Annotated in this window: 24 protein-coding genes; 12 read left to right on the forward strand and 12 right to left on the reverse strand. The window is 69.0% G+C overall.

The features are described from left to right. Window positions 1-6: 6 nt before the first annotated feature. The 7 genes from alr to ACWDUN_RS19990 all read left to right on the forward strand — a co-directional run bounded on the left by alr (window position 7) and on the right by ACWDUN_RS19990 (window position 5,301). Window positions 7-1,152, forward strand: a complete 1,146-nt coding sequence (alr, locus tag ACWDUN_RS19960; protein ID WP_449931703.1) for an alanine racemase — start codon at window positions 7-9, stop codon at window positions 1,150-1,152. 26 nt (window positions 1,153-1,178) lie between these two features. Continuing rightward, on the forward strand, window positions 1,179-2,255 hold the full coding sequence (locus ACWDUN_RS19965) for an alpha/beta fold hydrolase (protein WP_449931705.1): 1,077 nt from the start codon (window positions 1,179-1,181) through the stop codon (window positions 2,253-2,255). Then, entirely contained in the window at window positions 2,248-2,712 is a 465-nt protein-coding gene (gene tsaE, locus ACWDUN_RS19970) for a tRNA (adenosine(37)-N6)-threonylcarbamoyltransferase complex ATPase subunit type 1 TsaE (RefSeq protein WP_449931707.1), read from the forward strand. The genes ACWDUN_RS19965 and tsaE overlap by 8 nt, the downstream gene beginning before the upstream one ends. Beyond that, a complete protein-coding gene (gene tsaB, locus ACWDUN_RS19975; protein ID WP_449931709.1) occupies window positions 2,709-3,341 on the forward strand; it encodes a tRNA (adenosine(37)-N6)-threonylcarbamoyltransferase complex dimerization subunit type 1 TsaB in 633 nt (210 codons plus the stop codon). The genes tsaE and tsaB overlap by 4 nt, the downstream gene beginning before the upstream one ends. Continuing rightward, on the forward strand, window positions 3,338-3,787 hold the full coding sequence (rimI, locus tag ACWDUN_RS19980) for a ribosomal protein S18-alanine N-acetyltransferase (RefSeq protein WP_449931711.1): 450 nt from the start codon (window positions 3,338-3,340) through the stop codon (window positions 3,785-3,787). Before tsaB ends, rimI begins: the two co-directional genes overlap by 4 nt. Beyond that, complete coding sequence (tsaD, locus tag ACWDUN_RS19985; RefSeq protein WP_449931713.1) at window positions 3,784-4,803, forward strand: tRNA (adenosine(37)-N6)-threonylcarbamoyltransferase complex transferase subunit TsaD; 1,020 nt, start codon at window positions 3,784-3,786, stop codon at window positions 4,801-4,803. Before rimI ends, tsaD begins: the two co-directional genes overlap by 4 nt. A 69-nt stretch (window positions 4,804-4,872) precedes the next feature. Continuing rightward, window positions 4,873-5,301 carry a nuclear transport factor 2 family protein gene (locus tag ACWDUN_RS19990; RefSeq protein ID WP_449931715.1) on the forward strand — a complete coding sequence of 143 codons (429 nt, stop codon included), beginning with the start codon at window positions 4,873-4,875 and terminating at the stop codon, window positions 5,299-5,301. Here ACWDUN_RS19990 and ACWDUN_RS19995 read toward each other — a convergent pair. Further along, the gene (locus ACWDUN_RS19995; RefSeq protein WP_449931717.1) at window positions 5,290-6,330 is read right to left on the reverse strand and encodes a PucR family transcriptional regulator; all 1,041 of its coding nucleotides are present in this window, start codon (window positions 6,328-6,330) and stop codon (window positions 5,290-5,292) included. The two genes, ACWDUN_RS19990 and ACWDUN_RS19995, sit on opposite strands and share 12 nt — an antisense overlap. 91 nt (window positions 6,331-6,421) lie before the next feature. Next, the gene (locus tag ACWDUN_RS20000; protein ID WP_449931719.1) at window positions 6,422-7,852 is read right to left on the reverse strand and encodes an APC family permease; all 1,431 of its coding nucleotides are present in this window, start codon (window positions 7,850-7,852) and stop codon (window positions 6,422-6,424) included. 247 nt (window positions 7,853-8,099) lie between these two features. On the opposite strand from ACWDUN_RS20000, the gene ACWDUN_RS20005 reads away from it, so the two are divergent. From ACWDUN_RS20005 to groL, 5 genes are all read left to right on the forward strand, one after another. Continuing rightward, window positions 8,100-10,376 carry a propanediol/glycerol family dehydratase large subunit gene (locus ACWDUN_RS20005; protein ID WP_449931721.1) on the forward strand — a complete coding sequence of 759 codons (2,277 nt, stop codon included), beginning with the start codon at window positions 8,100-8,102 and terminating at the stop codon, window positions 10,374-10,376. Further along, window positions 10,373-10,732 (forward strand): diol dehydratase small subunit, encoded by a 360-nt coding sequence (locus tag ACWDUN_RS20010; RefSeq protein WP_449931722.1) that lies wholly within the window; start codon window positions 10,373-10,375, stop codon window positions 10,730-10,732. The genes ACWDUN_RS20005 and ACWDUN_RS20010 overlap by 4 nt, the downstream gene beginning before the upstream one ends. Continuing rightward, window positions 10,729-12,294, forward strand: coding sequence for a diol dehydratase reactivase ATPase-like domain-containing protein (locus ACWDUN_RS20015; RefSeq protein WP_449931724.1), 1,566 nt, complete (start codon window positions 10,729-10,731; stop codon window positions 12,292-12,294). Before ACWDUN_RS20010 ends, ACWDUN_RS20015 begins: the two co-directional genes overlap by 4 nt. A gap of 179 nt (window positions 12,295-12,473) precedes the next feature. Further along, complete coding sequence (groES, locus tag ACWDUN_RS20020) at window positions 12,474-12,776, forward strand: co-chaperone GroES (protein ID WP_036421278.1); 303 nt, start codon at window positions 12,474-12,476, stop codon at window positions 12,774-12,776. An 85-nt stretch (window positions 12,777-12,861) separates the two neighbouring features. Next, window positions 12,862-14,481 carry a chaperonin GroEL gene (gene groL / locus ACWDUN_RS20025; RefSeq protein WP_449931726.1) on the forward strand — a complete coding sequence of 540 codons (1,620 nt, stop codon included), beginning with the start codon at window positions 12,862-12,864 and terminating at the stop codon, window positions 14,479-14,481. Between the two features lie 62 nt (window positions 14,482-14,543). On the opposite strand, the gene ACWDUN_RS20030 is transcribed toward groL, so the two are convergent. The 10 genes from ACWDUN_RS20030 to ACWDUN_RS20075 form a co-directional block, all read right to left on the reverse strand. Further along, window positions 14,544-15,005: a nitroreductase family deazaflavin-dependent oxidoreductase gene (locus tag ACWDUN_RS20030; RefSeq protein ID WP_449931728.1), complete on the reverse strand. Its 462-nt coding sequence runs from the start codon at window positions 15,003-15,005 to the stop codon at window positions 14,544-14,546. Window positions 15,006-15,014: 9 nt separating this feature from the next. Continuing rightward, window positions 15,015-15,485, reverse strand: a complete 471-nt coding sequence (locus tag ACWDUN_RS20035; protein ID WP_449931730.1) for a hypothetical protein — start codon at window positions 15,483-15,485, stop codon at window positions 15,015-15,017. 31 nt (window positions 15,486-15,516) lie between these two features. After that, complete coding sequence (locus tag ACWDUN_RS20040; RefSeq protein WP_449931732.1) at window positions 15,517-15,993, reverse strand: nuclear transport factor 2 family protein; 477 nt, start codon at window positions 15,991-15,993, stop codon at window positions 15,517-15,519. Between the two features lie 131 nt (window positions 15,994-16,124). Then, window positions 16,125-16,970 (reverse strand): fumarylacetoacetate hydrolase family protein, encoded by an 846-nt coding sequence (locus ACWDUN_RS20045; RefSeq protein ID WP_449931734.1) that lies wholly within the window; start codon window positions 16,968-16,970, stop codon window positions 16,125-16,127. An 18-nt stretch (window positions 16,971-16,988) separates the two neighbouring features. After that, window positions 16,989-17,777, reverse strand: coding sequence for an SDR family oxidoreductase (locus ACWDUN_RS20050; RefSeq protein ID WP_449931737.1), 789 nt, complete (start codon window positions 17,775-17,777; stop codon window positions 16,989-16,991). 14 nt (window positions 17,778-17,791) lie between these two features. Then, window positions 17,792-18,685 carry a dihydrodipicolinate synthase family protein gene (locus tag ACWDUN_RS20055; protein WP_449931739.1) on the reverse strand — a complete coding sequence of 298 codons (894 nt, stop codon included), beginning with the start codon at window positions 18,683-18,685 and terminating at the stop codon, window positions 17,792-17,794. Further along, complete coding sequence (lhgO, locus tag ACWDUN_RS20060) at window positions 18,682-19,902, reverse strand: L-2-hydroxyglutarate oxidase (RefSeq protein ID WP_449931740.1); 1,221 nt, start codon at window positions 19,900-19,902, stop codon at window positions 18,682-18,684. Before lhgO ends, ACWDUN_RS20055 begins: the two co-directional genes overlap by 4 nt. Further along, window positions 19,902-21,053 carry a CaiB/BaiF CoA transferase family protein gene (locus tag ACWDUN_RS20065; protein WP_449931742.1) on the reverse strand — a complete coding sequence of 384 codons (1,152 nt, stop codon included), beginning with the start codon at window positions 21,051-21,053 and terminating at the stop codon, window positions 19,902-19,904. The genes lhgO and ACWDUN_RS20065 overlap by 1 nt, the downstream gene beginning before the upstream one ends. Continuing rightward, window positions 21,050-21,550 carry an AbrB family transcriptional regulator gene (locus ACWDUN_RS20070; RefSeq protein WP_449931744.1) on the reverse strand — a complete coding sequence of 167 codons (501 nt, stop codon included), beginning with the start codon at window positions 21,548-21,550 and terminating at the stop codon, window positions 21,050-21,052. Before ACWDUN_RS20070 ends, ACWDUN_RS20065 begins: the two co-directional genes overlap by 4 nt. Continuing rightward, window positions 21,550-23,085: a tripartite tricarboxylate transporter permease gene (locus ACWDUN_RS20075; RefSeq protein ID WP_449931746.1), complete on the reverse strand. Its 1,536-nt coding sequence runs from the start codon at window positions 23,083-23,085 to the stop codon at window positions 21,550-21,552. The genes ACWDUN_RS20070 and ACWDUN_RS20075 overlap by 1 nt, the downstream gene beginning before the upstream one ends. Window positions 23,086-23,091 lie beyond the last annotated feature (6 nt).

Here is a 23,091-nt window from a genome sequence, read left to right on the forward strand (position 1 = left end):
GAGTCGATGCCTGCCACCGACCCGACCGGCCCCACCGCTGAGGTGGATCTCGACGCCATCGCGCACAACGTGCGCGTGCTGCGTGGGCACGCCGGATCCGCCGCGGTGATGGCCGTGGTCAAGGCCGACGGATACGGCCACGGCGCCACCCCGGTCGCGCGGACCGCGCTGGCGGCCGGTGCCGCCGAGATCGGCGTGGCCACCGTCGCCGAGGCGCTGGCCCTGCGCGCCGACGGGATCACCGCGCCCATCCTGGCGTGGCTGCACGCGCCGGGCACCGACTTCGCGCCGGCGCTGGTCGCCGACGTGCAGATCGCGGTGTCCTCGCCGACCCAGCTCGACGACCTGGTGGATGCCGCGCGGCGCACCGGCGTGGCCGCGGTGACCACCCTGAAGGTCGACACCGGCATGGCGCGCAACGGGGTGGCCGCCGCCGACCTGGCCAAGGTCCTCACCGCGCTGGCGCATGCGGTGACCGAGGGCACCGTGCGCACCCGCGGCATCATGAGCCACCTGGCCAACAGTGACAACCCGGATGATCCCGGACCCACCGACCTGCAGGCCCAGAAGTTCGACGCCATGCGCGCCGAGGCCGACGCCGCCGGTGTGCATTTCGAAATCGCCCACCTGTGCAGCTCGCCGGGCGCGATGACCCGGCCTGACCTGGTCTACGACATGATCCGTCCCGGGATCGCGATCTACGGCCAAACCCCGATCCCGGCCCGCGGCGCCATGGGGCTGCGACCGGCGATGACGCTGAAATGCCCTGTCGCGCTGGTGCGTCCGATCGCGGCGGGCACCGGCGTGTCCTATGGGCACACCTGGGTGGCGCCCCGCGACACCACTCTGGCGCTGCTGCCGATCGGGTACGCCGACGGGGTGTTCCGGCCGCTGAGCGGGCGGTTCGAGGTGTCCATCAACGGACGGCGCCGGCCCCAGGTGGGTCGGGTCTGCATGGACCAGATCCTGGTGGATCTGGGCCCAGGTCCGGTCGATGTGAGCGTCGGCGATCAAGCGGTGCTGTTCGGTCCCGGCGACGACGGCGAACCCACCACCGCCGACTGGGCCGACGCGCTCGGCACCATCAACTACGAGGTGGTCACCAGCCCGCGCGGACGGGTCACCCGGATCTATCGCGGCGAGATGGGCTGACACCGTTGGCGGCAAACGATTGGGCGGTGGCCCGTTGGCTGGCGGGAGTGGCCGGTCTGACGGCGGTCGGGTCGGTGGCCGGAGTGTCGGTGGCCCGTTCCTTGACCCGTCGGGTCAGCTCCGAAGACCCCTACGCGGGTGAGGATTTCGCGCTCGTGCACGAAGACCGCAGCGTGGTGGTCACCGCGAACGACGGGGTGCCGCTGGCGGTGCGCGAATGCGGGCCGCCCGACGCCCCGTTGACGGTGGTGTTCTCCCACGGATTCTGCCTGCGCATGGGTGCCTTCCACTTTCAGCGCGACCGGCTGGCGCAGCAGTGGGGCGATCAGGTTCGGATGGTGTTCTACGACCAGCGCGGCCACGGGCTGTCCGGGGACGCCGCACCGGACACGTTCACCGTGCCGCAGTTGGGTCAGGACCTGGAATCCGTTCTCGCGGTGCTCGCGCCCAAGGGCCCGGTCGTGCTGGTCGGGCATTCCATGGGCGGTATGACGGTGCTGTCGCATGCCCGGCAGTACCCGCAGCGCTATCCCACCCGGATAGTCGGCGCTGCGATGATCTCCTCCGCCGCCGAGGGTGTTTCACGTTCCCCGTTGGGTGAGATCCTGCGCAACCCGGCCTTGGAGGCGGCCCGGTTCGCGGTGCGCTACGCGCCCGGGTTGCTGCACCGCGGGCGCGGCGTGGTCCGGTCGGTCATCGGGCCGATCCTGCGCGCCGCCTCCTACGGCGACGAGGACGTCAGCCCCAGTGTGGTCGCCTTCAGCGAATCCATGATGCACGACACCTCGGTACACACCCTGGTCGGATTCCTGCACGCGCTGGAGGTCCACGACGAAACCGCGGGACTGGCCACCCTGGCCAAGGTCCCGACGCTGGTTGCCTGCGGTGACCGGGATCTGCTGACCCCACTGGAGTATTCGCAGGAGATGGCCGCGCAGCTGCCCAAGTCCGAGCTGGTGATCGCCCACGGCGCCGGTCATCTGGTGCAACTGGAGCAACCCGAGATCATCGACGATGCGCTGGTGCGGCTGGTCGAGCGCGCCACGCCGTCCAGACTGGTGGCACTGACCCGCAAGTTGCGAGAACGGACCCGTCATGGCTGAACGTGCCGGCGGCACCGCCGAACTGCGCACTCCCGAGGACACCGTCGCGCTCGGGGCGCGCCTGGGCGCCGACCTGCGGGCCGGGGACGTGGTGGTCCTGTCCGGTCCGCTCGGTGCCGGAAAGACCATGCTGACCAAGGGCATTGCGCAGGCAATGGATGTCGACGGCCCCGTCACCTCGCCCACCTACGTGTTGGCCAGGGTGCATCCCGCCCGCCGGGACACGGCGCCGGCGCTGGTGCACGTCGACATCTACCGGCTGCTCGACCACGGGGGCGACCTGCTCGGCGAACTGGACTCGCTGGACCTCGACACCGATCTGGAGGATGCCGTGGTGGTGGTCGAATGGGGTGAGGGGCTGGCCGAGCGACTCTCGGACCACCACCTGGACATCCAACTGGATCGCGACGCCGATTCCGAGATGCGCACCGCGACATGGCGATGGAGCACTTCATGATCGTATTGGCCATCGACACCGCGACACCGGCCGTCACCGCCGGAGTCGTCTCCGTCGACCGGGGCGGCGTCAGCACGCTGGCCGAGCGCACGGTCGTCGACGCCCGCGCGCACGCCGAACGGCTCACCCCCAATGTCGTTGCCGCCCTGTCTGATTGCGATACGTCGATGACAGATCTGGATGTCGTCGTGGTGGGTTGCGGTCCGGGACCGTTCACCGGCCTGCGGGTGGGCATGGCGACGGCGGCCGCCTACGGACACGCACTGGGCATCCCGGTGTTCGGCATCTGCACGCTGGATGCCATCGGTGTGGCCACCGGAGGTGAAGTGCTGGTGGTCACCGATGCCCGCCGCCGCGAGGTGTACTGGGCGCGCTACCGAGACGGTGTCCGGATCGCCGGCCCCGAGGTCAGCGCACCCGCCGATGTCGACATCGCGGGCGTGGACGCCGTGGCGGGATCGCCGTCGCATGCCGCGATGTTCGGGTTGCCGGTCATCGGTCCGGAGTATCCGGCCGCCGCCGAACTGGCTGCGGTGGTGGCGGATTGGACGGCCGAGCCCGACCCGCTGATCCCGCTGTACCTGCGTCGCCCGGACGCCAAATCGCTGGTCGAACGAGGGCTGGCATGACCGTGCTCGATGCGTTGACCAAGGCCGACGCGGTGCGCTGTGCGGAATTGGAGGCCCAGCTGTTCGCCGGTGACGACCCTTGGCCGCCGGCGGCGTTCCTGCACGGGATGGCGGCCAAACACAACCACTACATCGCCGCGCGCGAGGACGACAAGCTGGTGGGCTATGCCGGCATCTCCCGGCTGGGCCGCATCCCACCGTATGAGTACGAGATCCACACCATCGGAGTCGACCCGGCCTGCCAGGGGCGCGGAATCGGGCGCGCGCTGCTGAACAACCTGCTCGACTTCGCCCAGCGCGGCGAGGTTTACCTGGAGGTGCGCACCGACAACGAGGCGGCCATCGCGCTGTACGAGAGTGCCGGCTTTGTCCGGGTGGGGCTGCGCAAGCGGTACTACAAGGTCAGCGGCGCCGACGCCTACACCATGAAACGAGACCGGACATGATCATCCTGGCTATCGAAAGCTCCTGCGACGAAACGGGTGTCGGCATCGCGCGACTGCAGGACGGAACCGTGACGCTGCTGGCCGACGAGGTGGCCTCCAGCGTCGACGAACACGCCCGCTTCGGAGGTGTGGTTCCCGAGATCGCCTCGCGCGCCCACCTGGAGGCGCTGGGTCCGACCATGCGCCGTGCGCTGGACACCGCCGGGGTGGCCCGCCCAGACGTGGTGGCCGCGACCATCGGCCCCGGCCTGGCGGGTGCGCTGCTGGTCGGTGTCGCCGCCGCCAAGGCCTACGCCGCCGCGTGGGAGGTGCCGTTCTACGCCGTCAACCACCTCGGCGGTCACCTGGCCGCCGACGTCTATGACCACGGACCGCTGCCCGAATGCGTCGGACTGCTGGTGTCGGGCGGGCATACCGAACTTTTGCAAGTGCGTTCGCTCGGCGAACCCATCATCGAACTCGGCAGCACCGTCGACGATGCCGCGGGCGAGGCCTATGACAAGGTGGCCCGGCTGCTCGGACTGGGGTACCCCGGTGGCAAGCCACTGGATGACCTGGCCCGCACCGGGGACCGTGAGGCCATCGTCTTTCCGCGCGGGATGACCGGGCCGCGCGACGACCCGTACGCCTTCAGCTTCTCCGGGCTCAAGACCGCCGTCGCCCGGCATCTGGAGCGCCACCCCGCCGCATCGCGCGCCGATGTCGCCGCCGGCTTCCAGGAGGCCGTCGCCGATGTGCTGACCGCCAAGTCCGTGCGGGCCGCGTCCGAACTGGGCGTCTCGACCCTGCTGATCGCCGGTGGCGTCGCCGCCAACTCGCGGGTGCGTGAGCTGGCCGAACAGCGTTGCGCGGCAGCCGGTCTGACCCTACGGGTGCCGCGTCCGCGGTTGTGCACCGACAACGGCGCCATGATCGCCTCGTTCGCGGCGCACCTGATCGACGCGGGCGCGCCACCGTCGGGGCTCGATGCGGCCAGCAATCCGGGGCTGCCGGTGGTGCAGGGGCAGGTGGCATGACCGAAGCCGACCACGAGTGAGGATCGCAGCGAGGCACGAGCGAGGACCGGAGCGAGTGGAGAGGCGAGCATGAGCAGGACCGAAGTGCACGAATTGCTCTACCGCTACGCCGAACTGATCGATGCCGGGGACTTCGACGGCGTCGGCGCGCTGCTGGGCCGCGGCAACTTCATGGGAATCGCCGGCGCCCAGGCCATCGCCGCGCTGTTCGCGTCCACCACCCGTCGGTTCCCCGAGCACGGCAACCGGACCCGCACCCGGCATCTGGTGCTCAACCCGATCGTCGAGGTCCAGGGTGAGACCGCCCGCGCCCGTTCCACATTCGTGGTGGTGCAGCAGACCGACACCGTGGCGTTGCAGCCCATCGTGGTGGGCCGCTACGCCGACTCCTTCGCCCGCGACGCCGACGGCTGGTACTTCACCGAGCGCACGGTCGATGTGGAGATGATCGGTGACGTCTCCGATCATCTGTTGATCGATCCGCGCTCATTCGGATGAGCCGGTCCGCGGCTGGTTGATCTGGTGCACCCGCACGCTGACCTCCAGCTGGAAGCGGTCGGCCGGGTTCTTCAACGACAACCCGGTGAGGTCCTCGATCAGTTTGATCCGATAGAGCAGCGAATGCCGGTTGAGGTACAGCGCCCGCGCGGCGGCACTGATGTTGGTGGCCTCGTTGAGCAGGATCTCCAGCGTGTGCACCAGCTGACCGCGACGGGTCTTGTCGTAATCCACCAGCGGCTGCAGTGTTTCCAGGATGGTGGCCATGCTGCGGGGATGCTGACGCAGCACCTCGGCGAACTGCTGCGGACCGACGGGGCCGTCGGGCACCGACGACGCGGCGACGGTGACGGGTTGGCCGTGCCCGGCCGGCAGCAGCACCCAGCTGACGAGACTGTCCGACAGTCCACCGGACTGCCACGCCGACTCCACCAGTTCCGAACTCGCCGCTGCCGGCAGCGCGGTGGCGAAGTGGCTCATCACCAGATCGTCGGTGACCGAGGTCTTGGTGGTGACGCCCGCGGCGCGCGCCAGCCGGTCCAGCGCGTCGGCGAAGGTGTGCGCATGCTCGGCCCAGCGCGGGTCGTCGTCTTCGCGGCGGCCGATGACCATCTGGATCGGCCGGCCGTCGGCCGACGGGCTCACCAACGGCAGCAGCTGGCGTTGGATATCGGCGAACGGAACCTCCCACGGCAGCATCACCAGCGGGATCTCGTGCCGATCGGCCAGCGGCACCAGCGTCGCCAACAACTCGCGGGTGTCGATATCCGGTGGCCCGCCCAGCGCCACCCCCGCAGCCGGCGAGGACATCAGGAAGGTGAGGAACTCGCGGACGCCGGGCTGCCGGATGTCGGTACCGGTGGTCAGGACGAAGTCACCGGGCCGCACGAAGTCTTCGGCGGGCGCGTGCATGATGTCGACCCAGCGCACCTCGCGGGTCAGACCGCGATGCCCGGCGATCACCGAGCCCTGATCCATCGGCGGGACCGTCAAGGCCGTCGCCACGGTCAGCGGCGCACCCTCGGACATGCCCGTTTCCTCTCGAACTCGACGGGTCGCTGAGACCGCCGGGTTCCGACGGTATCAGCGACCCGCGATGTGCCGAGGGCGCTCCTGGCGATCAGGACTTCGGGACCGACAGGTCGTCGGGTGCCCGTCCGCTCAGGGCGGCACCGATGGCCAGGAACACCACCGGCGCGATGCCGAAGATGATCGCCAGCGTCGTCGAACCACCGACCACCAGGGTCAGGTTGGCGATGATCAGTGCCACCGCCGCGGCCAGGGCGATCGTCGCCACCGCGGCCAACACGATGATGTTCGTCGGACCGCCGCGCCGCTTGAAGAACAGCCCGACCGAGATCGTCGTCAACAGCCACAGGATCGACAGACCCCAGATGCCCAGCCCGCCGAGCGGGCCGAAGATCTGCAGCACCGGGTCCAGTCCGATCACCACGAACGCGCCCATGATGACGAAGGACAGCACGGTGATGACGATCGAGGCGTTCGCCGGTGACCCGAGCCTGGGGTGCACCTCGCCGAGCTTGCGGGGCAGCACGTTGTCGCGGCCCAGCACGAATGCGTAACGCGCGCAGATGTTGTGGAAGGCCAGCGCGCAGGCGAACACGCTGACGAACCAGAACAGCGTGGTGAGGTCCTTGCCCAGCATGCCGAGGTACTTCTCGGCGGTGTTGACCATGAAGTTGTCCGGGTCGTCCTTGGCGACCTGGACGGCGTCGTTTCCGCCGTTGCCCTCGACCAGCGCCCAGCTGGAGAAGGCGTAGAAGCTGGCCACGATGCCGACGGCCCAGTAGGTGGCGCGCGGAACGGTGCGGTCGGGATCGCGGGCCTCGTCGCGGAACACGGCGGTCGCCTCGACGCCGACGAACCCCCACAGCGCGTACAGCAGCGCGATGCCGAACGCGCCGGAGATGCCGGAGGGGGTGAAGGAGTCACCGGTGATGCCCTTGTCGCCGCCCTGGATGACGATGACGAAGTCCAGCACGACCAGGATGGCGACCTCCGAGACCAGGAAGATTCCCAGCACCTTGGCGCTCAGTTCGATATCGCGGTAGCCGAGGAACGCGATGATCGCCAGCACCAGCCCGGTCAGCACCCACCACGGCACCGCCGGGGCGCCGATGATCTCCAGCAGGCCGGCCAGGATCACGCCGTCGTAGGCCGCCACCGCCAGCAGGGTGGCCATGTAGGCGGGCAGTGCCAGCACCGCGGCGCCGGTTCCGGCGGCCTTGCCGAGGCCCTTCTGGATGTAGGCGTAGAAGGCGCCGGTGTCACTGACGTACTTCGACATCGCCACGAAACTGGCGGCGAACAGCAAAAAGATCACACCGGCGACGAGGAACGCCACCGGGATGCCGGTGGAGTCGCCGAGCGCCATGGCGATGGGCACGTTGCCGCCGACGGTGGACAGCGGTGCCGCCGCGGCCACCACCATCAGGACGATGGCGGGCACACCGAGGTTGCCCCGCAAATGGGCGCGGGTCCCCGGTCGCGTTGTGCCGCTGGTTTTGTCGCCGGTACTGACTTCGGACATGGATGAACCTCCTCTGCGCACGGAGCCGGGGTTCGTTTTCGGCTTCGAGTCCGGGGAAAGTGTGCGACCCGGGCGGGACGTCTGCCAGAGGTCTGCGTCACTTTCCAACACCTTGTTGTAATCCGGTCACACCGGTGGATTCGCAGTGTGTTCTTCTCACACAGGTTGTTGGAACCTCGGCCCGTCCCGTTGTCCGTCCCGCGCGGCTGGCCGATGCTGTACCCACCCGCGACGAGAGAGGCCAGCCGTGAACAGCCCCGAACCCGAGCCGGACCACCGGCTCGGACGCATCCGCCTACTCGACGAGCAACGCGTCAACCTCGACGGGTTCGCCGAACCCGATCCCGAGCTGGGCATGATCTCGCACCTGTCCCCGCACGACCCGGAGCCGTCCTGGGTGGTGGGTGAGGACGGCACCGTGCTCGAGATGGACTCCACACCGGCGGCGGACTTCGACGCCATCGACGAGTTCGTCGTGCGCTATGCCGTCGACCATGCCCAGGCACCCGTGTCGATGGCGATGAGCGAGGTCGAGCTGGCCCGCCTCATCGTCGACTCCGGCGTGCCGCGCGCCGAGGTACTCACGGTGTGCTCCGGGCTGACCCCGGCCAAGATGGCCCGGGTGGTGGCCGGCCTGCATCCGGTCGAGATCCAGATGGCGATGATGAAGATGCGGGCGCGGCGCACACCGGCGAATCAGGCGCACGTCACCAACCGCCTCGACGACCCACTGCTCATCGCCGCCGATGCCGCGACGGCGGTGGCGTACGGCTTCCGCGAGTTGGAGGCCACCGTCCCGGTGCTCGACGATGCGCCCGCGGTGGCCGTCGGACTGCTGATCGGCTCGCAGGTGCCCGCCCCGGGCGCGCTGACCCAGTGCTCGGTCGAGGAGGCCCGCGAGCTGGAACTCGGTGTGCGCGGGCTGGTCTCGTACGCCGAGACGGTGTCGGTGTACGGCACCGAGCAGGTGTTCACCGACGGTGACGACACCCCGTGGTCCAAGGCGTTCCTGACATCCTCGTACGCCTCGCGCGGTATCAAGATGCGGTTGTCCAGCGGCGCGGGCTCCGAGGTGTTGATGGGCGCGGCCGAGGGCAAGTCGATGAACTATCTGGAGGCCCGCTGCGTGGCACTGGCCAAGGGCATCGGGGCCCAGGGCGTGCAGAACGGCGGTGTCGACGGCGCGGCGATCACCGCCTCGGTGCCCGGCGGTGTGAAGGAACTGCACGCCGAGAACCTGATGGTGATGTTGCGCGGCCTGGAATCCTGCAGCGGCAACGACTCGCTGATGAGCGAGTCGACCATGCGCCGGACCAGTCGAACGCTGCCCACGCTGCTGTCGGGGTCGGACTTCATCTTCTCCGGGTTCGGCTCGATCGTGTCCTACGACAACATGTTCGGGCCGTCCAACTTCAACGCCGACGACTTGGACGACTACCTGGTGATGCAGCGTGACTGGGGTGTGGACGGGGGACTGCGCTCGTGTGACCCGACCACGCTGGAGGCCATGCGCCGCCAGGCCGCCGAGGCCACCCGGGCGGTGTTCGAATATCTCGGCCTGGCCGACTTCGACGACGACCACGTGGAAGCCGTTGTCGCGGCAGGGGGATCGAAGAACCTTCCGCAGACCGACGGTGTCAAGGTGCTCAGCGCCGCCCGGATGATCGACCAGTCCGGGCTGACGGTGCTCGACATCGTCACCGCGCTGGCCGAGACGGGGTTCACCGATCTGGCCGACCGGGTGCTGGGCATGGCCCGGGCCCGTGTCAACGGCGACTATCTGCAGACCGCCGCGATCTTCGACGAGCAGATGAATGTGCTCTCGGCACTGGAGGATCCGAACGACTACCGCGGCCCGGGCACGGGATACCGGCCGACCGCCGAGCGGCAGGCCCAGATCGACGCGGTGCGCCAGGCCAGGTCGGTGACCGACCTGGTCCGTGAGCAGGCGACGTTCGCCGAGCCGGAACGCCTGCGCGTGATCGGGGCGGCCGACTTCGGCACCGACCCACGCGAGGTCGTGGTCGGGGTGTCACCGGCGTTCGGCACCAAGCTGTTCCGCACGCTGTCGGGGATGACGATCTATGACGCGCTCGAGCAGATCCTGGCCGGGATCGAGGAGGAGAAGTGCGTGCCCCGGGTGGTCCGCATCGCCGACAGCATCGATCTGGGGATGATCGGCAAGTCGGCGGCCGGCCTGTCCGGATCGGGTATCGGGGTGGGGCTACAGGCCAAGGGCACCACCCTGATTCACCGTCGTGATCTGCCGCCGCTGGCCAATCTGGAACTGCTCAGCGTGGCCCCGCTGATCACGCCGGAGATGTACCGGATCATCGGGATCAACGCCGGCCGGCACGCCAAGGGCGCGACGCCGTCGCCGATGCGCAACGCCTACACCGACGAGGCGATCACGGCGCGCTATCACACCAAGGTGGTGTCGATGGTCGCCATCGAGCGGGCCGAGAGCCTGACCCTCGACGGTGGCGAGCGCCGCCGCAACATCGATATGGAGTTCAAGCGATGACCGCACTGTCGCATTCCGGACGCAGCATCGACGATGTCACCGTCGAGGCCGCCTGCAATGGCGAACTGGTGCTCGACGATATCCGGATCAGCCGCGAGACGTTGCTGCACCAGGCACACAACGCCGAGCGCAGCGGATCGCTGCAGTTGGGGCTGAACCTGCGCCGTGCCGCCGAGCTGACCGCGCTCAGCGCCGAGGACATGCTCGCCTCCTATGAGGCGCTGCGGCCCGGCCGGTCGTCGTTCGAGGAGCTGGAGCAGCTCGCGGAACGGCTCGACGCGCAGGCCGCTCCGACCTGTGCCGCGCTGGTGCGCGAGGCTGCGGTCGTCTATCGGCGGCGCGGCCTGCTGCGATGACCGTGTGGGCCGGTGTCGACATCGGCAACGCGACCACCGAGGTGGTGCTGTGCCGGGACCTCGACGTGGTGGCGAGCGGGCGCACCCCCACCCGCGGCGGCAAGGGATCGCTGCGGGCCGTGCAGGGTGCCGCGCAGTTGGTCCGGCGGCTGGCCGACGCGCACGGTCTGGCCGTCGAGCACGCGGCATTCGCGCCGACCCCGCCCGTGCATTCGACCGTCGAACGGGTGCAGCTGCAGGCCCAGCGCACCGGACGGCTGTCCATCATCACCCGGTCGGCGGCCACCACCGCCGGGGACGCGGCCGGTGTGGGGGCTCCGGTTCCCGTCGAGCGGCTCGATGAGTCTCCCTCGGGCTCGCCCGTGATCGCCTGTGTCCGAGCCGAATACGGCTACGCGCAGGTCGCCGAGCTGGTGAACACCGCGGTGGCGACCGGATGCAACGTCGTGGCGGTGCTGACCGCCAATGACGAGGCCGTGCTGATCTCCAACCGGTTGACGACCGCGCTGCCGGTCGTCGACGACGTCGACGTCGAACGGGTGCTTGCGGCCGAACTGGTCGCCGTCGAGGTGCGCGAGGGGATGTCGCCGCTACAGCGGCTGACCGATCCGTTCTGGCTGGCCGACATCTTCGCCCTCGGCGATGACGAACGCGCCGACGCCCGCGTCGTCGCCGACCAACTCTTCGACAGCGTGTGTGCGGTGGTGACGCTGCACGATGCCGGCGGTGTCGCCGAACCGGCTGCCGCACCCGAGCTGCCGGCCGGGCCGGCGCATGTGGTGTATCTGGCCGATATTGCCGCGCAGGCCAACTCGCGACGCGGCTCGGTGGCCGTCGACAACCTGGTGATGGCCACGATGGACGGTGACGGCCCGGCGCCTGCGGACACCGACGCGCTCGCCGAAGCCCTGGGGGTACCGGTCACCCGGATAGACTCCGAGGCCGCCGCGGCGCGCGCGGGTGCGCTGACCACACCGGGCCTGCCGCCCGATGTGGTGGTCGTCGACGTCGGCGGCGGCACCGTGGACGTGGTGGCCGATGCCGAGCGGGTGGTGCTGCCCGGGGCGGGACAGCTGTTGACGACGGCCACGGCGGCGGCGCTCGACATTTCGATCAGCGCGGCCGAATACGCCAAGCGTGCGGAGGCCGTCACGGCGGTGACGGTGCAACTCGTCGAGGACGAGCACGGCCGGCGACGCTTCCTGGACACCCCGATCGACGGCCGCTGCACGGGCTGGTTGCTGACCTCGGCACCGAGCGGGCTGCTGCCGTTCACCTCGGCGCTCTCAGGTGCCGAGTGGAGAAGCTGGCGGTTGGCCGCCAAGCGGTTGGTGATCGGCGCCAACGTGACCCGAGGCGTGGATCAGGTGAGCACCGGGGTGGCCGCGGTGCTGCTGGTCGGCGGGGGAGCCGGCGATGACGAACTGGTGCGGGCACTGGCCGAGCGGCTGGGTCATGACGTCACCGTGGGCCGCGGCAATGTGGCCGGCGAGCTGGGTCACCGCTTCGCGGTGGCATACGGGCTGGTGCTCTGTGCGGCCACCGGGACCGCGACGGCATAGCCCCTGCACAACCCATCCTTGAGTGCTAGCACTCGCGTGTATAGAGTGCTAGGTGGCACGCGGCCAAACCCGGCGCCGGCACCCGCGACGACGGTGGTTGGGCTCGGACGCATGCCGAACACCTGGTAATTGAATCTGGGGAACAAGCCCCTGATCTACCCAACTAGTGGAGGGCTCCAATCGTGGCAGTCAACATCAAGCCACTCGAGGACAAGATCCTCGTTCAGGCCAACGAGGCCGAGACCACGACCGCTTCCGGTCTGGTCATCCCGGACACCGCCAAGGAGAAGCCGCAGGAAGGCACCGTCGTCGCAGTTGGCCCCGGCCGCTGGGACGAGGACGGCGAGAAGCGCATCCCCCTGGACGTTGCCGAGGGTGACACCGTCATCTACAGCAAGTACGGCGGCACCGAGATCAAGTACGGCGGCGAGGAGTACCTGATCCTCTCCGCGCGTGACGTGCTGGCTGTCGTCAACAAGTAAGCCTGTCGTGTACCGCCCCGGAAGTCCCCGCAATGGGTGACGTCCGGGGCGGTATGCATTGCCCCCGGCACAGCAAAGGACATTTATGAGCAAGCAGATCGAATTCAATGAAACTGCGCGCCGCGCCATGGAGGCCGGTGTGGACAAGCTCGCCGATGCCGTCCGCGTCACCCTCGGCCCGCGCGGCCGCCACGTGGTGCTGGCCAAGGCGTTCGGCGGACCGGTCGTGACCAACGACGGTGTCACCATCGCCCGCGAGATCGACCTGGAAGACCCGTTCGAGAACCTGGGCGCCCAGCTGGTCAAGTCGGTGGCCACCAAGACCAACGACGTCGCCGGTGACGGCACCACCACCGCGACCGTGCTGGCCCAGGCGATCGTGAAGGCCGGCCTGCGCAACGTGGCCGCCGGTGCCAACCCGATCGCCCTGGGCTCGGGTATCAGCAAGGCCGCCGACGCGGTGTCCGAGGCGCTGCTGTCCGCGGCCAAGCCGGTCAGCGACTCGGGCGCCATCGCGCAGGTCGCCACCGTCTCCTCGCGCGACGAGCTGGTCGGCGAGCTCGTCGGCCAGGCCATGACCACCGTCGGCGCCGACGGCGTGGTGACCGTCGAGGAGTCCTCCACCCTGGAGACGCTGCTCGAGGTCACCGAGGGTGTGGGCTTCGACAAGGGCTTCATCTCGGCGTACTTCATCAACGATTTCGACGCCCAGGAAGCGGTGCTCGAGGACGCGTTGGTGCTGCTGCACCGCGACAAGATCAGCTCGCTGCCCGACCTGTTGCCGCTGTTGGAGAAGGTGGCCGAGGCCGGTAAGCCGCTGCTGATCATCGCCGAGGACGTCGAGGGTGAGGCGCTGTCGACGCTGGTCGTCAACTCCATCCGCAAGACGCTCAAGGCCGTCGCCGTCAAGGCGCCGTTCTTCGGCGACCGCCGCAAGGCCTTCCTGGAGGACCTCGGCATCGTCACCGCCGCCCAGGTCATCAACCCGGACGTCGGCCTGGCGTTGCGCGAGGTCGGCCTGGACGTGCTGGGTTCGGCGCGTCGGGTCGTGGTGACCAAGGACAGCACCGTGATCGTCGACGGTGCGGGCACCGAGGACGCCATCGAGGGACGCAAGGCGCAGCTGCGTGCCGAGATCGAGGCCACCGATTCGGACTGGGACCGCGAGAAGCTCGAAGAGCGCCTCGCCAAGCTGTCCGGCGGTGTCGCGGTCATCAAGGTCGGCGCGGCCACCGAGACCGACCTGAAGAAGCGCAAGGAAGCCGTCGAGGACGCCGTCGCTGCGGCCAAGGCGGCCGTGGAGGAGGGCATCGTCACCGGCGGCGGTTCGGCGCTGGTGCAGGCCCGTGCCGCGCTGGAGGAGCTGCGCGGTTCGCTGACCGGCGATGAGCTGATCGGCCTCGAGGTCTTCGCCTCGGCGCTGTCGGCCCCGCTGTACTGGATCGCCACCAACGCCGGGCTCGACGGCTCGGTCGTGGTGAACAAGGTCGCCGAACTGCCTGTCGGGCAGGGCTTCAACGCCGCGACGCTGACCTACGGCGACCTGCTCGCCGAGGGCATCGTCGACCCGGCCAAGGTGACCCGCTCCGCGGTGCTCAACGCGGCGTCGGTCGCGCGGATGATCCTCACCACCGAGACCGCTGTCGTCGACAAGCCGGCCGAGGAAGAGGATCACGGGCACGGCCATCACGGCCACGCTCACTGACCTCTGCCGAGCAGACACAAAACTGCCCCAAATCTTCGGATTTGGGGCAGTTTTGTGTCTGGTCAGCGGTGCAGCGTGAGTGCCACCATGGGCAGACCGTCGACAGGGCGGTTCGTCGCCCGCTCGATGGCGCCGCGCAGCCGGCGCCAGGCGCGAGGGTGCGCGCGTTGGTAGCGCTGCAGTGTCTGATCGGCTTCCTCGGACGGCATGATCCGCGCGGTGGCCGGCACCGAATGCCGGGCGCCGATGCTCACCCGGCAGCGGGGCTGCTGTTCGAGGTTGCGATACCACTGCGACGACGTACCGAATCCGCTGGCGATCACCAAGATGTCGCGGGCCGGTCGGTCGACGACCTCCAGGCAGACGTACCGCGGCAGCCCGGATGTGCGACCGGTGTGTTCGAGCATGAGCATGCGTGACCCGAGCAGGAAACCCAGCCGACGGCGGTACAACCAGATCGGTGCGCGCACGGCGCTTCGCGTCTGCAGCAGCTTCGCCATCGCGGAGTCGATGAGTGCAGTCACCGCTCCACGTTAGAACGCGGCCGCCGGTTGGATCGACAGCAACCGGTAGGGCCCGTCGCCGTCGGCGGCGGTGAAGCTCACCACCAGCGTGTCCGGCGGGAACTGTGTCGCCAGGCCATTGAGCGTCCGGGGCAGGAACACCTTGGCCTTCGCGTTGCCGTACCAGTTGGGATCGGACGGCGAGACGTCGAGCGGACGGACCTGATCGATCGTGGTGTCCCAGGTGCGCACGGCCTCGGGTGCCTCGGTGAACCCTGTCGACTTGAGGTAGGCGTCCTGCTGGCCGGCCAAGGTGAGCGCGGGGCCGCCGCCGACCGGCGTGCCGGTGATGGTCCCGTCGACGACGTCGGCGGTCACCGAGGTCAGCCGGGTCTGGCAGATATCGCCGTGCCCGCAGAACGCGGGCAGGGGTGCCGCGTGTGCCGGTGCGGCGGCCGCGATGGTCAGTGCGGCGACCAGTGGCAGGCTGCGAACGATCATGCGTGCTTTATCGGCCGGCCACGCGCCGGGGTTACAGCGACACCCGGCGGATCAGCTCATCGAGGGCGACGAGGTCCAGATAGGCGACCACCCGGGTGATCTCGCCACCACGCATCGTCATCGACCACGCGTACTCGTTGACGTAGGGCAGCCCGTCGAGCGCCGTCGCGGTGCCCCGCCACAGCGCGACGACCTGATCGCCGTCGACGATCAGGTCGTTCACCTGCGCCTGGATGGGCCCGGTCAGCCGGTCCAGGATCGGCTTGGCGCCACGGTCCAGGAACTCCTGGCGGCTGGTGTAGGTGGACGGCCCCTGCGCGCGCGCCACTGTCCAGTGCACGTGCTCGGCGAGCAGTCCGTAGAAACTGTCGGGTCCGCCGACACCGCGGGCGAACCCGTCGCGGATGATCTGGGCGTTGTCGGACGCGGCGGCGGTCACCGGACCCGTGCTCGCGAACAGCGTGACGACCATTCCCACCAGGACAAGGGTTTTCGTGATCAGATGCATACCCGCAACGTATGCCCGCGCGCCCGGCGGTGGCAGGGTGTACTACACCCAGGCACGTCGCCGAGACACGCGCAATGGGGGTCTGCGAGTCCGCGGCAACCCCGGGTACGCGAGTTTCGCCGCAGGAAAAGCTAGCGCACCGGGTTCTGCAGGTCGGCGAAGCCGTCGCCGAGCTCGCAGCGCACCACATCACCGGGTTCGATCCCGACCGCGCCCGGTGTCCCGGTGGACAGGATGTCGCCCGGGTAGAACGGCATCACCTGGCTGTGGAAGCTGAGCAGCTCGGCGGGGGAGAACGTCATACCCGCGACGGTGTCCTTGCGGTGCACCGCGCCGTTGTGGATGGTGGCCACCCGCAGTTCGGCCAGCGGCCCGTTCTCGGCCACCTCGTCCATGGTGATGAGGTCGGGGCCGAACGAGAAGAACGTCGGGTAGTTCTTCACCCGGGTCAGATACCGCGGATTCTCCAGCAGCACGGCCTCGGCCGTCTGGTCCAGCACGGGCACGATGCCGGCGACATAGGACATCGCCTCCTCGACGCCCACCTGATAGCAGGTCCGCCCGATCACCAGACCGACCTCGGCCTCGGCGGTGACCTTGCCGATCTTCGGGGGCACGACGATGGGCTCCCCGGGGCCGACGATTGTGTGGTCACCCTTGATGAACGACGCCGGCGAGGTGCGCGGAGCCTGCTCACCCAGATCACCGGCGTGCTCACCGTAGTTCAGCCCGATGCCCAGGATCTTGCGCGGACTGCGCCAGGGCGCAAGCACTTTGGCGTCGGGGTAGACACACTGGCTGTCGTCCACGCCGGCGGCCACTGCCGCGGCCAGATCACCGAGCCGATCGGTGCGCAGCAACGCCAGCAGGTCGCTCGGCGCACTCGGCAACACCTGGTCGACACGGACCAGACGGCCGTCGGGCAGGGCGATGCAGGCCAGTTGTTCCTCACTGACCTGGACGGTACGAAGACGCATGGGAAATCCTTTCTGGAATCAGACGATGCTGCGGATCAGGCCGCCGTCGACGCGGATGACCGATCCGGTGATGTAGGAGGCGCGCTCGCTGCACAGGAACGCTGCGACGTCGGCGTACTCGTCGGGCGTGCCGTAGCGACCGAGCGCCATCGTGGCCGCGCTGTCGCGGGCGACATCCTGCACGCTGCGGTTCTCCCGGCCGGCCCGCTTCTCGTCGAGGAAGCGGGTGCGATCGGTCGCGATCCGGCCCGGCACGATCACGTTGCTGGTGATGCCGTCACGGCCGACCTCGTCGGCCAGCGTCTTGGACCAGGAGTGCAGGCTGGCCCGCAGCGTGTTGGACAGCCCGAGATTCGGGATGGGAGTCAGCGCACCCGAGGATGTCGATGTCAGGACCCGTCCCCAATGACGTTCCCGCATGGTGGGTATGACGCGGTCGGTCAACGAGATGACCGACAGGACCATCTGTTCGAAGCTGCTGCGCCAGGTTGCGGTGTCCTGGCCGGCCACCGAGGTCGGCGGCGGGCCCCCGGTGTTGTTGACCAGGATGTCCACCGGACCGAGTGCCTGCTCCACCGCGGACACCGCGGCGTCCACCCGGTCCAGGTCGGCCAGGTCCCACACCACGGGCAGGGCCTTGGCACCGGCCGCCTCCACCGCCGCCACCGTCGCGGCCAGACCCTCTTCCGAGCGGCCGGCCACCGCGACATTGGCACCCTCCTGCGCGAGCCGGGCCGCGATGGCCGAGCCGAGGCCACCACCGGCGCCGAGCACCAGGGCGGTTCGCCCGGTGATACCGAGATCCATTGAGAGTCCTTTGGTTATCGCCCTGCCGGAACGGGCAGGCCGGCGAGGTGTCGATCGAGCATCGGGACCAACTCGGCGGGCAGTGTGCGGGCGGGCTGACGCACTCGGGCCGAGGCGATCACGCCGCGCCGGCGCAGCACCTCCTTGCGGATCGCCAGCCCCACCTTGAGCTGACCCTCGAAGTTGGCCAGCGGCAACCACGGCGCGAACACCGCGCGTGCGGCCTCGAATCCGCCGTCGGCCCAGGCCTTGAGCACCTGCGCCAGCACCGCGGGATGGCTGAAACCGGTCATCGCTCCGGCCGATCCGGCGGCCAGCTCGTCGAGCAGACCCACCCCGCCCAGCCCACCGAACACCGGGACGTCGACGCGCGGCGCCACATGGGCGATGGCCGCCGATGTCGGCGGTGTCTCGGATTTCACCCCGACCGCGAACGGGCAGGCCCGCACCAGCGCGACCACCTGTTCGTCGGACACCGAGACCCCCGAGGCCACCGGATAGTCCTGGATCAGGATGCCGATACCGGTCGCGTCGTGCAGCCGGCGCAGGGACTGCACCGCGACAGCCGGATCCGGTGCGCAGATCTGGGCCATCAGCGCGACCGGCGGACGGGTGACCGCCGCCAACAGTCGTTGCGCCTGCGCCGTCACCGCATCCGGTGATCGTTCGGAAAGTCCGAGTACGTAGGGCAGTTCGGTGCTCGACGATACCGTGGCGGCCACCGCATCGGCCTCGTCGGCGCTCAGCGATGCGGCCTCACCGAACACCCCGAGCGCCACCAGCCCGAGGCAGCCGTCGGCGCCGAACTCGGCCACTTCGTTGCGCAGCGATGCGTGATCGACCGCCAGGTCGTCGTCGAACGGTGTCGCGAGTACACCCCACAAACCCTGTGTCAGAACGGATGTCACAGACCCACCTCGGCCTCGTCGATGGTGGCCACGACGTGTTCGGCGATGGCCAGTGCCGACGTCGCGGCGGGCGAGGGGGCGTTGCGCAACACGACGACCCGGTCGCGGAAGCTGATCCGGAAGTCGTCGACCAGCCCGCCGTCGGCGTCCAACGCCTGCGCCCGGATCCCGGACGGGCCCGCGATGACATCGTCGTCCTGCAGTTCGGGCACGTAGGCGCGTGCGGCCTCGACGAACCGGTGCTTGCTCAGCGAGCCGTACATTTCGCGGAACCCGGTGCGCCAGTGTTGGCGGGCGAAGCGCCAGAACGCCGGGGTGCGCGCAACGCCGGCCAGATCCGGCACCGATACCTTGCCCCAGGTGTAGCCCTCCCGGGCAAGGGCCAGCACCGCATTGGGCCCGACCAGGACCTCACCGTCCACACGCGGCGTGACATGCACGCCCAGGAACGGGTAACGCGGATCGGGGACCGGATACACCAGCCCGTTCACCAGATGCCTGCGCTGCGGCTTGATGGCGTAGTACTCCCCGCGGAACGGCATGATCACCGGATCCGGCCCGTCCCCGGCCATCTCGGCCAGCCGGTCGCTCTGCAGTCCGCCGCAGGCCACCACCCGGTCGAACACGGCCTCGTCGGTGCCCGCGGCGGTGCGGGTGGTGACCACCACCTCGGTGCCGGCCGTGCGCAGGCCGATGACCTCGTGGCCCAGCAGCACCTTTGCCCCTGCGGCTGTGGCGTCCACCGCGAGCGCCTGGGTGACGGCGGCGAAGTCGACGATGGACGTGGACGGCGAGTGCAGCGCGGCGACACCACGCACGTGGGGTTCCAGCTCGCGCAGTTCTTCGGGTCCGATGGTGCGGATACCCGGGACGCCGTTGGCCAGTGCGCGCTCCTCGATATCGCGCAGCCTGGCCCGTTCCACCTCGTCGAGGGCCACCAGCACCTTGCCGCAGGCGATCCGGGTGATGGAGCGTTCGGCACAGAACTCTTCGAGCAGACCGACGCCGCGACGACACAGCAGCGCCTTGATGGAACCCGGTTGGTAATACAGGCCGGCGTGCACGACCCCGCTGTTGCGGCCGGTCTGGTGCGCGGCGAGCCGGTCCTCCTTCTCGAAGAGCGTCACGTCGGCGTCGGGATGCCGGGTGAGTATCTCCCGGGCGATGGCCACGCCGACGATACCGCCGCCGATGACCGCGATGCGATTCTCTGTCATCAGAACCCCTGTGCTCGTGCGTATTCGGCGAAGACCTCGTCCTGGTGTGCGCCCAGTGCCGGTGGCGCCTCACGGCGTGGATCGCGATGTGCCGACAGGTTGACCGGCGAGGCCGGCACGTCCAGGTCGCCCAGGGTCGGGTGGGGCAGGGTCAACACCATGTTGTCGCGGACATGCTGCCAGTCGTAGACCTCCGGGATGGTGCGGATCCGGCCGGCGGGCACACCGGCGGCATCCAGGGCGGCCAGCACCTCGTCGGCCGTGCGGTCGGCCAGCAGGTCGTCGATCTCCTTCTGCAGCATCTCCGCCCGGCCCACCCGGTCGATGTTGGTGGCGATGTCGGGCCGGTCGGGATCCAGCCCGACGATGGGGGCGAACCGCCGCCACAGCGACTCCGAGCCGACCGCGATGACGATATCGGCATCACCGCAACCGAATACGCCGTACGGCGCGATGGAGGGATGTCGGTTGCCCGTCATCACCGGTTCGACGCCGGCGGCCAGCCAGCCCACCCCGTGGAAGACGTGGACCCCGACAACCGCGGCCAGCAGCGAGGTGTCGATGTGCTGCCCGGTACCGGTGTGCTCGCGCGCCCGCAGTGCGGTCATCACACCGAACGCGCCGAACATGCCGGCCAGGATGTCGGCGATCGGCAGGCCGACGCGTTGTGGCGGGCTGCCGGGATGCCCGGTCAGGGTCATCAGGCCGCCCTCGGCCTGCACGATCTGGTCGAATCCGGGCCGGTTGCCGTCGGGTCCGCCGCTGCCGAACCCGGTGATGGACAGGGTGATCAGCCGCGGATTGAGCTCACGCAGGGTGTCCAGGCCCAGTCCCAGCCGGTCCAGCACACCGGGCCGGTAGTTCTCCACCAGCACATCGGCGTGGGCGGCCAGCCAGCGCAGCCGTTCGGCGCCCTCGGCGGTCTTGAGGTCCAGCACCACCGACCGCTTGTTGCGGTTGGCGCTCATGAAATACGCGGACTCGCGGTTCCCGTCACGCTCGACGTAGGGCAACCAGCCGCGGCTGTCGTCACCGCCGGGCGGTTCGACCTTCACCACATCGGCGCCGGCGTCGGCGAGCATCATCGTCGCGTAGGGGCCGGCCAGCGCGCGGCTCAGATCCACCACCCGTAAGTCGGCGAGCGGTCTCATGCCCGTCCTCCCATCAGTTTCAGGCCGACCGTCATCAGCACGATCACCGAGGTGATGCGCAGTACATGCACGGTCAGCACGATCGGTACGTTTGCGCCGGCTGTCGCCGACAGGGCTCCCATCTGTGCGATGCCACCGGGTGCGGTGGCCAGCAGCGCGGTCAGGGAATCGAACGAGGTGAACTTCCACAACAACCACGCCGCGACGAGCCCGAACACCAGGAACGCCAGCACGATCACCACGATCGGGACCACCGCGCTGCGCAACTGGCTCAGGGTGTCCGTGGTGACACCCACTCCGAGCAGCCAGCCGATCAGCACGTAGACGATCCACTTCGTCCAGGAGGGGAAGTCGAACGCGGTCACGGATGTCATGTTGACGATCGCCACGCCGACCATCGCACCGAGCAACGGTGCCGCCGGCAGATGCAGCAGCGTGGCGATCGCCGCGCCGAGCACCGCGGCAACGGCGGTGATCAGCAGGGAACCGAGGTTCATCAGACCCGGTCTCTCTTCTTGGGCGAGAACGTCAGCAGTACACGCTCACTCGCCCTGCGAAGCGGTTCCTTGACGAAAGGGAGCATGAACAGGAACACGATGAACACCAGGATTCCGAGCGAGGTGCCGCGCTGGAGGAACACATCGAGGCTGCCGCCGGAGATGACCATGGTCTGGCGCAGTGACTCCTCGGCCAGCGGGCCGAGCACCAGGGCGATCACCAGCGCGGCCGGGGACAGTCCGTAGACCCGCATGAAGAAGCCGAGAACACCGCACACCAGCATGATCTGCACGTCGAGCAGGCTCTTGTTGACCGCGAAAGTGCCCAGCACACAGAGGACCAGGACTATCGGGCCCAGCACCCGGAACGGGACGCGGGCGATGCTCGCGAAGCCCGGGATACAGAACACGTTGACCAGCAGCAGCATGATGTTGCCGAGGAACATGCTGGCGATCAGACCCCAGGCGAAGTCGGGGTTCTGGGTCATCAGCAGCGGTCCGGGTTGCAGGCCCCACATCAGGAATCCGCCGAGCAGTACCGCCGTGGCACCGCCACCGGGGATGCCGAGGGTCAGCAGCGGGACCATCGCACCCGAGGATGCGGCATTGTTGGCGGCCTCCGGTCCGACGAGGCCTGGCATGGCGCCCTTGCCGAATTTCTCCGGTGTGCGCGATACCGCCTTCTCGACGTTGTAGGCCATCAGCGAGGCGATCGTCGCGCCGGCGCCGGGGGTGACGCCGACACCGAACCCGAGGAACGACCCACGCAGTGCCGGACCCGCGGACTCGCGGAAATCCCTTCGGTTGGGCCAGAATCCACCGCTGCGTGCCGACACGCCGAAGAAGTCCAACCGTTCCAGGTGGCCACCTCGCCACAGCGTGTGCAGCACCTCGCCGACGGCGAACAGGCCGATGGCCACCGGGATGAAGTCGATGCCATTGATGAGGTCGACCGAGCCGAAGGTGTAGCGCTGTTCGCCACCACCGATGTCGATGCCCACGGTGCCGATGGCGAAGCCGATCAGCGCCGACAGCGCACCGAGCAGCTTGTTGCCCTTCAGGATGACGATGACGGTCAGCAGGCCGGCCATCACGATCAGGAAGTACTCCGGCGGTCCGAAGGTCTTGGCGAAGTCCGCGGTGATCGGAGCGGCGAAGGACAGCAGCACCGCGCCGATGGTGCCGGCGACGAAGGAGGCGACGGCCGCCATCACCAGCGCGGGCCCGGCGCGGCCCTGCTTGGCCAACGGGTAACCGTCGAACGTACTTGCCACGGTAGCGGATTCACCGGGTGTGTTGATCAGCACCGAGGTGATGGTGCCGCCGTACATGGAGCCGTAGTACACCGCGGCCAGCATGACGATCGCCCCGGTCGGGTCCAGCGAGAAGGTGACCGGCAACAGGATCGCCAGGCCCGCCGAGGGGCCGACACCCGGGATGACGCCGACGACCATGCCGATGAGGACACCACCGGCCAGCAGAAGCAGGTTCTGCAGCGTCAGGATCGCATAGATCCCGTCCAGCAATTGACTCATGGCAAG

It is taken from the genome of Mycobacterium sp. NPDC003323, from assembly GCF_053589535.1.

What these genes read in the sequence shown, in the direction of transcription:
- alr (WP_449931703.1), top strand. Translation starts at nt 7, where the DNA reads ATGCCTGCCACCGACCCGACCGGCCCCACCGCTGAGGTGGATCTCGAC.
- tsaE (WP_449931707.1), top strand. Translation starts at nt 2,248, where the DNA reads ATGGCTGAACGTGCCGGCGGCACCGCCGAACTGCGCACTCCCGAGGAC.
- tsaB (WP_449931709.1), top strand. Translation starts at nt 2,709, where the DNA reads ATGATCGTATTGGCCATCGACACCGCGACACCGGCCGTCACCGCCGGA.
- rimI (WP_449931711.1), top strand. Translation starts at nt 3,338, where the DNA reads ATGACCGTGCTCGATGCGTTGACCAAGGCCGACGCGGTGCGCTGTGCG.
- tsaD (WP_449931713.1), top strand. Translation starts at nt 3,784, where the DNA reads ATGATCATCCTGGCTATCGAAAGCTCCTGCGACGAAACGGGTGTCGGC.
- ACWDUN_RS19990 (WP_449931715.1), top strand. Translation starts at nt 4,873, where the DNA reads ATGAGCAGGACCGAAGTGCACGAATTGCTCTACCGCTACGCCGAACTG.
- ACWDUN_RS19995 (WP_449931717.1), bottom strand. Translation starts at nt 6,330, where the DNA reads ATGTCCGAGGGTGCGCCGCTGACCGTGGCGACGGCCTTGACGGTCCCG.
- ACWDUN_RS20000 (WP_449931719.1), bottom strand. Translation starts at nt 7,852, where the DNA reads ATGTCCGAAGTCAGTACCGGCGACAAAACCAGCGGCACAACGCGACCG.
- ACWDUN_RS20010 (WP_449931722.1), top strand. Translation starts at nt 10,373, where the DNA reads ATGACCGCACTGTCGCATTCCGGACGCAGCATCGACGATGTCACCGTC.
- ACWDUN_RS20015 (WP_449931724.1), top strand. Translation starts at nt 10,729, where the DNA reads ATGACCGTGTGGGCCGGTGTCGACATCGGCAACGCGACCACCGAGGTG.
- groL (WP_449931726.1), top strand. Translation starts at nt 12,862, where the DNA reads ATGAGCAAGCAGATCGAATTCAATGAAACTGCGCGCCGCGCCATGGAG.
- ACWDUN_RS20035 (WP_449931730.1), bottom strand. Translation starts at nt 15,485, where the DNA reads ATGATCGTTCGCAGCCTGCCACTGGTCGCCGCACTGACCATCGCGGCC.
- ACWDUN_RS20040 (WP_449931732.1), bottom strand. Translation starts at nt 15,993, where the DNA reads ATGCATCTGATCACGAAAACCCTTGTCCTGGTGGGAATGGTCGTCACG.
- ACWDUN_RS20045 (WP_449931734.1), bottom strand. Translation starts at nt 16,970, where the DNA reads ATGCGTCTTCGTACCGTCCAGGTCAGTGAGGAACAACTGGCCTGCATC.
- ACWDUN_RS20050 (WP_449931737.1), bottom strand. Translation starts at nt 17,777, where the DNA reads ATGGATCTCGGTATCACCGGGCGAACCGCCCTGGTGCTCGGCGCCGGT.
- lhgO (WP_449931740.1), bottom strand. Translation starts at nt 19,902, where the DNA reads ATGACAGAGAATCGCATCGCGGTCATCGGCGGCGGTATCGTCGGCGTG.
- ACWDUN_RS20065 (WP_449931742.1), bottom strand. Translation starts at nt 21,053, where the DNA reads ATGAGACCGCTCGCCGACTTACGGGTGGTGGATCTGAGCCGCGCGCTG.
- ACWDUN_RS20070 (WP_449931744.1), bottom strand. Translation starts at nt 21,550, where the DNA reads ATGAACCTCGGTTCCCTGCTGATCACCGCCGTTGCCGCGGTGCTCGGC.
- ACWDUN_RS20075 (WP_449931746.1), bottom strand. Translation starts at nt 23,085, where the DNA reads ATGAGTCAATTGCTGGACGGGATCTATGCGATCCTGACGCTGCAGAAC.